This is a genomic window from Paenibacillus sp. IHBB 3054, from assembly GCF_051594305.1.
Classification (GTDB): domain Bacteria; phylum Bacillota; class Bacilli; order Paenibacillales; family Paenibacillaceae; genus Paenibacillus_AQ.
This window is the reverse complement of sequence record NZ_JBOFBG010000068.1, coordinates 1-12337: the sequence shown is the minus strand read 5'-3', so window position 1 is coordinate 12337 and position 12337 is coordinate 1. Positions and strand designations below refer to the sequence as shown.

The window sequence follows — 12337 nt, the reverse complement described above, 5'->3', positions numbered from 1 at the left end:
TAACTATATTAACGCGGATAATAAAATTAAAATTAATGGTTCATATTTTACCATCAACGACTCCTATGTAGCCGAATCAATTAAAAAATATTTTGGCTTAACTATTAAGCATCAAAAAACTGACAGATACACTTATTCTAATGGTATTTACAAATGGCCTGCTGCTTCTGGTGAGCCGTTCCCTAACTTCTCCCAGGCTGTGACAATGTATAAAAATAAAGATGGTTCATACTCAGTGTCTTTAGAAATTTATAACGCTGGTACTGACTATGAAGGAAATAAAATGATTTATAAACCAAAGAGTTTATGGGAGAAGGGTTTTAAACCTGAACTTATTGGCAAAGCAACAGCGATGATAAAAACAGTAAAAATAAATGACAAGCAGACATATCAGCTCATACAATATAATTTGAATAAAAATGTGAGTGGTGGGCTTAGTGGAAAGCTTAAGTATGTTGATCCAAAAAATTCACTTAATGAAATTATTATTAATATCAATGCTAATAATAAGGCTAGCGTTGAAATAAATATTAACACCATCGATGATAAGTCGGCTTATGTTGAATTTACAGGTACGATAAAGAATAATGTACTTCAAGGCTCGTTTGATGATGATGGCTGGGGAGAAACAGGGACGATAACATTAACACTCAACGGAAACAGTGCTTCATTAAAAATAGCAGTAAAGCCAAATCAAAACTCATCGGGGTGGGGACTCGCTTCTGGAACGTACACTTTTAAAAAATCTATTTGATAAAGTAACCTGAAGAGGATCGCATCCTCTTCTTTTTTTAATTATAAAATTGAAACAGCTTTAATGTAGTTTACAACGCTTAAGTGATTCTACATAATTAAATCTATAAAAGTATGAAATTAATAGTAATGAATAATAGAGGAGGAGAACATAATTGATACTGTAATCAGCGAAGCTGAGAAAATAGTAATTAACTACTTTGGTTTCGAGCTCAAGAATTCAAAGAAGCTCACTAATTATAAAAACACAATCGAATCAATTAATTTAGGACCAGTATTTGATGAAATCTGCACATACCTTGAGATGAATGCAGATTTTTTAAGCAGAGCAGTTAAGGAATACGCCTTGCATATTCTTTATGAAGAAGTAACAAGTTTTTCAAAACAAGAGCTAACATTAATTGAGAAGCATGATGAACTGTGGTCTCTTAATAATAGCTTAATCGCTGGTAATGAATACTTTGAAGATCCAAATGCATTCATTGAATATTATACAGAGCAATACCTATATGATTTATGCAATATTAAATATAATTTGAGCGATGATGAGGAAGGGAGTAATAAATTACGATCCGACATAACAAAATTTATTTCCCCTAAGTTGGTAAATAAAAAGAAGTCTTCTGAGGAGCTTGGGCAGGTCTGGCATCAGTATTCAAAGAAATCTGGTTCGTTATATCGTAATATATTTGATCGTAAGTTTAACAAAGGTAAAATGACTTTGACAAGGCAGCTAAATCGTATAGTGAATAAAGCTAAAGGTAAAGACGATTCTAAGGTATTTTCTAAATACGCATTTGAAAGTACAGACTTATTTTTGAAAAAAATGACTGAACAAGCGAGCGAACACGATCCTAAAGAAGAACTGAATATGTTTGAAAGAGATACCGATATGTTGCTCATATTTGATGCAGTTCATAAAATATTATCTAATCCTAGTTCTAAACCAAGTAAATATAATAAAAAGGGGCTAAAGATTATTTCATCCTTTGCTCTTATTGATGATTACAAAATAAGGAGTGCTTTTCTTTTAGCGTTCCACAGAAATGATGGGCTGCACAGCAAATACATATATATGCAAGGGTATAAGTATTTTTTTCTCTTTAACTTCATGCTTATTCCATTTCTAATTATTTTTTTGCGCAATATGATGTATTCGCTAGTCCCTCTTATGAAAGATTCAAGGCTTATAAACCTTAATGTAGATCCCAACTCATATGATGAGCTGAAGAAAATACATATGAAGTTAAGTTTAAATAAATTGACTAAACGACCTAGAAAAGAAGCTTTGGTTAATAAAATTAAGATAATGGATAGTGTTGGTAAAATTAAATCTACAGAAGATTATAAAGAGGTTTTTATGAGTCTTTACTCTGAAATTAAGGGTATTCGTATTGAAGTTAATAGAAATATAAAAGACGGAGATAATTTCTTCTCATTAATTGATTCTAAGTCCAAAGAATGGATTGAGGAGAATATTGAAGAAATACGAAACGATACAAATTGTGCGATGCACTGGTTGACTAAAAATATGGCAGATGATTTCATGGAGATTTCTAGATTGCATACGAATAAAGAGAAAAAGATAACTTTCAAGAAATTAGTTAATACGTTTGAAGCATATTTTAGGAAATTTGATGAAGAGGAGGGAGGGAAAGAGTACACCAAGTTTCTTAATGAAATTAGAAATAGAGGATGGAATCTTTAAATAAAAGCCACAGTTCTGAAATTGAACTGCGGCTTTTATTTTTTTTGGGAATTTATTCTATAGTGATTCTATTATTTACCAATTATACCCTCTGATAAGCTATGTTCAAGTCGATGATCGCATTAAGAATACTCAAAGTGTTCGGAATGAATCATCACAAAATTAGAGGGAAGTGTGAAAAAATGATAACAAAAGCAGTAGATGTACTTAATGAATTTTCAGAGACTGAAGAGAAGCTGGCATATCAGATGATACGTAAAAAAAAGGATATTCAACTGTTCGCTAGTGATGGAATCGAGCCATATGTCTATCTAGGCAATACGAGACTTGAACAATTTAATTTAATTTTTGGATATATTGGTAGGGGAAATAAAGCATATAAGGCATGCCACGTAAGTCATGTTGACCAGCACGTTCCTTTCGTACAGACTCCAGGCTCTTTTCCTTTTAGAGTTTGGGTGGATTGTAGGGATAAGTCAGATGTGAGTTTCCATATTACTATTGGTAACGACTCTATTGATTTATCTAATAGCCAAGAGAATGGCGAAACTAGTGAGTTATTAGTGGTGTTCCTTGAATGTCCTGATTTTGTTCAATTCTCATTATTTGATGGAAGAGTAGCATATCAGAAAGTAAGTCATATCTTCACTGCTTCTAAACAAATAATGGAGAAAATGAGGACTATTGCTCTGAGTATGTTGGAGGAGTCTTTTCCGGGATTAAATGAATTTTTACTTAAAATAGAGGATGATCTCAATGAAGAAGTCTAGAAAGCTTAAATATACTGGGAATCATTCAAAGGAGGCAGCGAACTTAGTAACATTGGAGGAACTGATTCAGTTAGTTCCAGGTTCTTTAGAGAGAGATTACATTCAATCTAAGAGTATGGGAGTTGTATCCTTGGATTCATCTAATGATTTTGAAGAGTATGGACTACCAAGTAGTTCATATACTTTGTCTCATGAAACTAATTTCGAAATTTTTCAGGATCAAATCAATTCTCTGCCTTCAAAGAAAGAGATAAGTAGTGATTTCATAGCTGAGAATGATGAAAATTTTGAGAGTGAAACTAGTAGAAATCCGGAGATGCAAAAAAGAACACTAGCCTCTTCCAAACAAGAAGGAGAGCACGCAGAGAAAGATTCTGGAGCTGAGGAAAAAAAGATTCCATTGGACTATATAGTCAAAACTAAGTTTCTTGAAGAGTGCTTCGTACGTTGTTGTGGAGGAGTTATATTCCTTTACGATGAGGAAACAGGATGTTATGAAGAGCAAACTGAAGCTAGTATCCATGTTGCTATAAGAAGATCTCTTACACCTGAGATGGATATAAGGTTAAGTAAAATTAAAATAATAGAAGTAGTGCATCGGATCATTAGCAGTCCTGAACTTCAGATCAAGCATGAGGGTTTCGACCCTCATGTCGATTTGATAAATTTCAAGGATATTGTCCTGAATACAAGAACAGGTGAAAAGCATACTCATAGTCCCCACTTTCTATTTACAAGCTATATTGATGCGGATTATGGGAAGCTTGGCAATCTTACACGTATTCATCGGGATAATAGAAGTAGGCTTGAAAATAATTATTTTGATGATTTTTTGGAAGATTGTACGCAGGGTGATATTCAAAAAATTAGGTCACTTCAAGAATTGACTGGATATATCATAAGTAATGAATGGCGAGCTAAGAAATTTTTTGTATTGCTTGGTCTACCTCATACTGGTAAGAGTATTTGGCTGTCGCTATGGCGATCCCTTATCGGCCCTAAACATACAACTGCTATGTCATTAAAACAATTAAGTGAGAGTCGGTTCATGACAGCAGAACTGTTCCGATCAAAGCTAAATGTTACAGCCGAGATGGATGAGAATGGTCCTATAAAAGCCACGGATATAATCAAAATGATTACAGGGGGAGACTTGATAACTGCTGAGAAAAAGGGAAAAGATCCGTTCCAATTTTATGGAAAGACAAAGCTTGTTGCTGCTGGAAATCATATGCCATTACTGAATAAGTTAGATGGTACCGCTGCTTTTACTGATCGTATTCTATTCTTAATGTTTAACAATACAATCCCTGAAGAACGTAGGGATAAAAATTTAATGGATAAGCTGCTAGCAGAAAAATCATATATCGTTAATTGGGCACTAGAGGGGCTGCGTAAACTTAAAGAAAATGAGCTTGTATTTACTGAGAGTGATGACGCACAGAAGTTTAAACAGCAATATATTAGCGAGCTAAATAATGTACCTGGTTTTCTGGTAGATAGATGCGTGGTAGAAGTTAATAACCATCAACTGAAGGTACAAAGAAGACAGCTGTACCCTACGTATCTTATTTACTGTAAGGATAATGGTGAGAGGGCCGTAACCAAAGAAGAATTTTACGTTGAGATTAAAAAGACTGGTGCACTTCCAGCTAAAATACGAATAGATGGCTCGTCACCACTATGGGGCTTTAGAGGCATTGAATTACGCTCTAGGTATAGTGAGATTATTACTTAAGAGATTGCTCTATAATGTCTACATTGTCTACAGACTTCGTAAACGCTTGTAAACTTTGGATTTTTAGGCCTATTAGGTGTAGACCTTGAGGTCTACCCTTAAGCTACTATTGGCTACAATCAATCGTTAATTCAAAAAATGAACTTCCATATTATAAAATTGAGGAGGTAAATAGATGTCGGACAATAATCAATTGTTGTTCTATACCATTACTGATTTATTAGATTTACTGCCGCTCGGAAGGAATTCTATTTATCGTTTAGTGAGTAGAGATGATTTTCCTAAGATTCGTATCGGGAAAAAAATTATCATTCCGGCCAAGAGATTTGAAGAGTGGTTAGAGGCCAATATAGGAACTGAGATTACTATGGATAGTGCAATGAAGTAAGCGGAAGTGGAGGAGCGTATATGGCTGGAAGTATCCAAAAGATCGGAAAGAAATTCCGAGTTACTAAAGAACTTGGTAAAGACAACGCTGGAAAAAGGCTTAGGGAATATGTTTATGCAGCAACAGAAGCCGAGGCAAAGAAACTTTTAGCTGAATTTGAATACAATCAGCAAAGGCATACACTAGTTGAAAGCAGCAGAATTACGGTTTCAGAGTTCTTTAATCATTGGATGGACAACTATGTGAAGTATAACTGTGAAGAGACAACCGCATACGGCTACAGAAATATACTCAATAAGCACATAACTCCATACCTAGGGGAGATTGAGTTACAAAAGTTACAGCCATCTCATATACAGCAGTACTATAAATACTTGATGGATGAAAAAGGCTTGTCGCCAAATACCGTTCATAAACATCATGCCAACATTCGTAAGGCATTGGATTATGGATTGAAACAACAGTTTCTTTACAGAAATGTTGCTGACGCTGTTTCGTTGCCTCGAAAGAAAAATTTTGAGGGGAAATCTTATACAAAGGAACAATTAAACGTATTACTGAAAAAGTTGAAGGATAGCAAAATAGAATTGCCAATAAGTCTCTCGGTGTTTCTAGGTCTTAGGAGAGAGGAGGTTGTGGGACTAAAATGGAAGTGGATTGATCTAGGTAATCGAACACTACAAATTCAAGAGGTTAGAACGAGTGCGGGTAAAAATGTCATAATCAAAACACCGAAAACGGATAAAAGTAGAAGAACGCTTTTCTTGGAAGATGAATTATATGAACTTTTGCTAAGAACTCAAAATCGGCAAAGTGAACTCAAGAAAATTCTAGGGAAAGAGTATGAGGATAGCGGTTATGTTGTAACTCGTGATGATGGAAAACCTTACAGAGTAAATTCACTCACTGAACAATTTAAAGAGTTCCTAGAAAGGAATGAACTTCCTCGAATAAGGCTACATGATCTTCGTCACTCTTTTGCAAGCATCTTATATGATGAGGGTGTTGACTTGTTGGCTATCTCCCAAGCATTAGGCCATAGCGACATTGGTACAACGAGTAGAATTTATACCCACCGATTTGATAAAACCCATAAGAGCACATTAAGCGTGATGAGTAATGCTTTACGATAGTGTTTAAAGGGGAGGATTATAGCAGAAGCAGGCTTTCCTAGCTGCTTCTTTTTACTGTGTCATAAAGCATGCTTTTTGGCACGCTTCTACGCGTCTTGTTTTTGTGTGTCAAAACATCATTAAAACACTTTAGGCATGTGCCACTGGAATTGTAGGTGTTTTGGCACAAATATGTAGGAGGGATTATGGATGGAAATGGGATATGGACGAGTATCAGCAAAAGACCAGAATCCAGAGAGACAACTCGTGAAATTTCGGGAGCTCGGGATTGATGAAAGGTATATATTTGTTGATAAACTGAGTGGGAAGGATTTTAATCGACCTCGTTATCAGGCTATACGTCTAATGATCCGGGAAGGTGATTTAATATACATCGATGCGTTGGATCGGTTGGGCCGTGACTATGATGGAATTATAGCAGAATGGAAATACATCACACGTGAAGTGAAAGCTGATATCGTTTGTTTGGATAATGAAACGTTGTTTGATTCCAGGAAGTTTCGAACTATGGGTGACTTCGGAAAAGTAATGGAGGACCAGTTTTTAAGTTTGTTGGCTTATGTAGCCGAGCAGGAGAGAAAGAAGAACAGACAACGGCAAGCTGAGGGTATTGAGGTTGCTAAGGCTGGAGGTGTGAAATTTGGTCGCCCAAAGGTGTACGTGAAACATAATGAAACATTCATTCGGATATACAATAAATGGAAATCCGGTGCTATAACAGCCACTGAGGCCATGAAGTATCTAGATTTGAAGCATCGAACGTTTTATCGACGGATGAAGGAGTATGAGGAAATATACATAGGAGAGAAGCACGTTTAGGTTTGTCGTATTCGATGTGGGCGGAATGTTTTTAACTTGTATAGTTTCGGAATCTCTAAGTATTTTTTCTGCATTATTTGTAATATTCTGCTACTATTGAACTATTAGATAGTGACCAAATAGAATCGTGTTATTGAGGAGGACAAAAATGCCGAGTGTGACGATGCAGACTGCCATTTACCATATCAATAAAGGGCTTTTTGAAGAGAACACTTCTACTTTGGAAATTATTAAATCAATAGTTTTAAATTACAATAATAATCTTCAAAATAAGAAAGAGAGCTTTAGAGAGCAACAATTAGTTGAGGATTTTGATACAAAAGGACTTCAAGTAAACATTTTTTATTCAGAAAAACATAGAAAACCTCAATGGGCTGATTTCCTTATCCCTATTCTTAGCAATGATTCAAAATTACTAAAAAGTAAAAATAAAGATAATTCTTTTGTTATGTTTGTTAGCGATGAAGAGCATTTATATGCGGTTAGCGGCGGACAAGGGAATTTTATGATTCAAGATTATATTAATAGCAATTTTGGTCTAGAATTACTAACAAAGTTAATTTCAGAAAATAGTCAGGTTGTTAAGGCTTTGTCAGAAAGGGGAATAGCGGGTTCAATTCTTGGTAGCCAAAAGTATTTTAGATTTGATTATAGGTTAATCGATGACCAGGAATTTGGAAAGCTATATAAACAGATTAAAGCAGCGCTTAATCCTGATGTATTAGCACAAAAATTTGGGTTTTCCGTGAATGAGGTAAAAAAAGATGTTGGTTGCATTGCTAAATCAACATTTAAGATTAATAAATCAATAAATTTTGATTTTCTCTTGTCACTAATGCTAAAGATAACTGAACTGTTCAATACTCCAGCAAATTTTAATGTGAATAAAATTGAAATAATAAATAATAAAGGACAAAAAAACAGACAACTCATAGCTGAACTAGAAAATAGTCTTTTAGAAAAAGTTGTGAATTATATTAATAATAATGAATACCTGGATGTAGATTTTTGTCATCCCGAATTTGAGAAGTTTCAAATAGCTGATAGTTATAAAATATTTAAAAATTACTCTTCCATATCAATTGAAAATGATTCATTTCCTTCATTAGACAGTGTATCGATACTCAAAGACTTTCTGATAGAAAGGACTGATATTCTAACTTTAACCCAGGAAGATCAGATAGAATTCATACGAAAAATACGAATTAAAAGCTATGATTCTGATAATATGAAGTTAACTGAAGGATGGTTTTTAAAGCATCTACATGGGGAAGTTACATTTAAGAATAACCACTATTTCTTTATTGATGGAGATTGGTGCAGAGTTCAAAATACATTTATAGAGGATTTAAATTCTCAGTGCTCTAGTATAATTTCATTTGCAAATGATCCCCTATTATTAACAGAGCCTTGGGATCAACAAGCGTCTATTTCTGAAAATGAATATAATCAGATGTATTTTAATAAAGATGGATTTTTTGTGTTTGATAAAGTTACACCACACAATATAGAAATATGTGACATCTTAAAATTCGATCATGATACCATTTATCTAATACATGTCAAAAAAGGATTTAACAATACACTCAGAGATTTAGCTGCACAAATTTTTATAGCTTCAAGATTAATTCAACAAGTAAAACTGTCACATGACTATAGTTTAATTGAACTTTTGTATGAGGAATCAGTAATATCTAACCCGCAATCAGAATATTCGAAAAAATTAATTGCTCAGGCAAATTCAATTACAAAAGAGCAGTTTGTTGAATTATTTAGAAACCGCACAAAGGTAGTAGTTGGATTGGCATTCCTTGATAGTGCCGTAGCTCAAAGAGAAATAACTAATATTCAACTATTTGATTCTAACATTGCAAAGTTCTCTGTAATAGAATTACATAAAAATTTAAGGGCAATTGATATACCGTTAAAAATGGTGCAGTTAGCCAGATGAGTATCTTTTAGAAAATAGCTTTGCCGCGCTAATTCATTTAGTGCAGACCAACAACAAATGCATACCTTTAAAGATGAAGATTTGAACTAATCTTAGAAATTCAAGTTTTTTCGTGAGTATTATGAAAAAAAGCATCTGAATGATAGTATCTTAGATAAACCTAACGACAGTATCTGTGTAGACTTCTAATAAGGGAAATACCAAAGGAGTTGTAGTTGATATACAAATGAATGATCCCAGAAATATTATAAACTATGCTACTGGAGAGGCGTATGGTGAACCATTCCAAGCTTTTATTCGCGGACAGATATACATAGAAGCATTACTCAGTGAAATCTTACAGAGGTCTTTTAAGAATCCAGATGCATTGAAGAGTATAACGACAGGCTTTAATGCTAAAGTTAAAGTTGTTCGTGCAATTGATCGAATTTCTCCCGATATGGAAGATTTATTGCTTCAAATGAACACTATAAGAAACAATCTTGCACACAAACTTGAATTTACATTAGCTTTTGATACTGTTTATGATCTTATAAGAAAGGCTGCTAAAGCGAAGGTCGATTTTTCCGATGATAACATTCATTTAAATAAGAAGTATAGCAATGAAAATTATGGTGTTACAGGTGTTATTGCCGAAATGATGAGTAATACTTTTTCTCAAATAATATATGAAAATGAAGATATATTTACTCATGATGATATTAGTCGATTTTTAGCCTAACTTCATTAAAACCAATTATGATAAGGTTCAATAATACTGAATAATAATTATCGGCTTGTTATCCAAACTCCTGTCCGTTTTTTGTAGACATCTTGTAGACAAAAGCTTTAGATCAGAAATACCAGCGATAAATCGTTCTAACCTTAAATAACATATAAAATACCGAAAAGCCTTATAGAATAAGCCTTTTCGGTATTTTTTAACTTGTTGGGAGATAGGATAAAAAGATTGGGACAACAGTTCGAATCCCCTCGGTTCCATATGGAGTAAAGTAAAAGACACCTTTAGGGGTGTCTTTTTTCGATTTAGCAGAAGTGTTAGATGATACGTACTCGTTAAAAGGCAGGGTATAACTTTTTTTGTGCTTACATCCTCCACCGTTTAGAAATTGAATTCAAGAGTGAAAATAGGGTGCGAGTATGTTATTCTATTACAAACCATTATAAACTTTTTCAACGGAAGCACCGTGCCTAATTATTTATTAAGCATGGTCTTTTTTGATGGGGGAGATGGAAGAATGAAACATTCTTTAGAAATGATTTCGAAAGAAATAAGGAGCAGGGTTGAGGCGAAGTTTCCGGTATTATTGACTAATTTAGCTGAAGAGTTAGCATATGACTTCATGTTTACACCTAAATATAAAATTACTCACGAATACGATCCTCCATGGGATTGTTCGGGTATGCTGGTTCAGGAAAATGATTTAATCTCGGTTGATGATTATTATAGTGTTGAAGACTTTTTTGATGAGTATACCGGGCAATCTACAGCTAGCTATACAAGTGGTATCGGTTTTTTACATAATAGTTTTGGAGAAAAGTACGAAGATGTGGTTAGAGAATTTGTTTTTGGATGTTATATTGAGGTTCTGTCAGAAACAGATAATAACCTTCTCATTCAGCAATTGTTAGCGCATGGATATGATATCTCGGGGACGGAAAATGAGGATATCATCCAAGCTGTCACGGATTATGAGCTCTTTGAAGAGCCATTCTGGTATCATCTTGAAATTATTGAGCGTGTGAAGCCGCTTAGCTTAAAAATGATGGTTGCCCGTGGTAAAAATGGAGCCATAAAAAAACATCATCATCAATTAGCAAGGCGCATAGAAGAAGATAAAAAAATAAGTTTCGAACAGAACGAAGCACAAAAAATTTGGAATAAGCTACAGAAACTATTTCGCTTACAAAAGGGATATTCACTCCCAAAGATTGAAATGAAGGATTATATAATGTTTAGTGAATTTCTAGAATATAACCGTATATCTTACGACGAAAAGATCATCTTAGCTAAATATATGGGCAGTAAGTTTTCTAATAAAGTATGTATGTGTCTGAAAGATGACAAAGGAATCAACTATAGTGATTAGTTTGCTGGCGAGCCTCAGCGAGGGAGACAAATATCCTGAGTTGAAGAAATGCGTGACGATTAACATTTTAAACTATGGGTTCTTAAAGAATGAGCAATATCATAACGTATTCCATCTGCGGGAAGACCGGACAGGGATACCTTTGATTGACGATATTGAAGTGCATTTCTTGGAATTGCCGAAACTGGACGAACGAAGTGTTCCGTCTGAGGGCGGGCTGATTAATTGGCTATTGTTCTTAAAGGGTGCCGATACATCACAATGGGAGGTGCTGAAGATGAATGAGCCGGGCTTGGAAAAGGCTATGGATACTTTGCAATATTTGAGTCAGGATTCGGATGCCAGACGATTGTATGAGGCCAGACAGAAATATTTGCATGATGAAGCATCTATGGTTGAAGGGGCGAAGTCTGCGGGTATTGCAGAAGGCGTAAACAAAGGGAAAAGAGAAGTCGCTCGTAATTTGCTGGCAATGGGGATGGATTATGCAGCTGTAGCTAAGGCAACAGGGCTTAGTGAAAGTGAAATAAAGTCGTTAAATCCTTAACATGTGGTGTTGTTTACCATGCAAACTTCATCAACGCTAAAGCCTATTAAACGGCAAACAACAAAACAACAACGCTTTCGCAGCCTAAAGAAACTGTGCGCGTGCTTCTACCCTGCATCGCCATGTGACAGGGATAGGGGCTAATAAGTAGTGGGATACGCCGTCTGGTCTTCGCCTGGACGGAAGAAGATAATCAGGCTGACCCGAAGGGGACCCGGTTACGGGGGGCTTCTAGGGTGACATCAAAACTGTAACTACACTCGTAGAAACTTATGTGCCGTTATCTTCGGACAGGGGTTCGGCTCCCCTCCATCTCGAAACCCTCTCCTAGAGCGCATTTTTTTATTTTTCAAGACCTGAATTGTAGTCCAAATAGCTATAATGGCTCCTAATATTTTGGACTTCCAAGTTGTCTGCTTAATTTTGCCCACACTGAAATA

At 35.0% G+C, this 12337-nt stretch carries 10 protein-coding genes, 1 other RNA gene and 1 pseudogene; all 12 read left to right on the top strand.

Features of this window, described 5'->3' with window-relative positions:
* On the top strand, window positions 1–754 hold a 754-nt coding region (locus ACQ76X_RS35030), incomplete at its 5' end, for a hypothetical protein (RefSeq protein WP_438498488.1).
* 303 nt (window positions 755–1057) lie between these two features.
* Window positions 1058–2461, top strand: a complete 1404-nt coding sequence (locus ACQ76X_RS35025) for a hypothetical protein (RefSeq protein WP_438498487.1) — start codon at window positions 1058–1060, stop codon at window positions 2459–2461.
* 182 nt (window positions 2462–2643) lie between these two features.
* Window positions 2644–3231: a hypothetical protein gene (locus ACQ76X_RS35020; protein ID WP_438498486.1), complete on the top strand. Its 588-nt coding sequence runs from the start codon at window positions 2644–2646 to the stop codon at window positions 3229–3231.
* Window positions 3218–4969 (top strand): DNA primase family protein, encoded by a 1752-nt coding sequence (locus ACQ76X_RS35015; protein WP_438498485.1) that lies wholly within the window; start codon window positions 3218–3220, stop codon window positions 4967–4969. Before ACQ76X_RS35020 ends, ACQ76X_RS35015 begins: the two co-directional genes overlap by 14 nt.
* A 175-nt stretch (window positions 4970–5144) precedes the next feature.
* Window positions 5145–5357: a helix-turn-helix transcriptional regulator gene (locus ACQ76X_RS35010; protein ID WP_438498484.1), complete on the top strand. Its 213-nt coding sequence runs from the start codon at window positions 5145–5147 to the stop codon at window positions 5355–5357.
* A gap of 20 nt (window positions 5358–5377) precedes the next feature.
* Window positions 5378–6490, top strand: a complete 1113-nt coding sequence (locus tag ACQ76X_RS35005) for a site-specific integrase (RefSeq protein ID WP_438498483.1) — start codon at window positions 5378–5380, stop codon at window positions 6488–6490.
* 189 nt (window positions 6491–6679) lie between these two features.
* Window positions 6680–7309 (top strand): recombinase family protein, encoded by a 630-nt coding sequence (locus tag ACQ76X_RS35000; protein ID WP_438498482.1) that lies wholly within the window; start codon window positions 6680–6682, stop codon window positions 7307–7309.
* Between the two features lie 148 nt (window positions 7310–7457).
* Window positions 7458–9260, top strand: a complete 1803-nt coding sequence (locus ACQ76X_RS34995; protein ID WP_438498480.1) for a DUF6119 family protein — start codon at window positions 7458–7460, stop codon at window positions 9258–9260.
* Between the two features lie 226 nt (window positions 9261–9486).
* The gene (locus ACQ76X_RS34990) at window positions 9487–9981 is read left to right on the top strand and encodes a hypothetical protein (protein ID WP_438498479.1); all 495 of its coding nucleotides are present in this window, start codon (window positions 9487–9489) and stop codon (window positions 9979–9981) included.
* 517 nt (window positions 9982–10498) lie between these two features.
* Window positions 10499–11350, top strand: a complete 852-nt coding sequence (locus ACQ76X_RS34985; RefSeq protein WP_438498478.1) for a hypothetical protein — start codon at window positions 10499–10501, stop codon at window positions 11348–11350.
* 13 nt (window positions 11351–11363) lie between these two features.
* Window positions 11364–11897, top strand: a pseudogene (locus ACQ76X_RS34980) (Rpn family recombination-promoting nuclease/putative transposase); the annotation flags it as partial.
* Window positions 11852–12212: a transfer-messenger RNA gene (gene ssrA, locus ACQ76X_RS34975) on the top strand. The pseudogene ACQ76X_RS34980 and the gene ssrA, both read left to right, overlap by 46 nt.
* The last annotated feature ends 125 nt before the right edge of the window (window positions 12213–12337 follow it).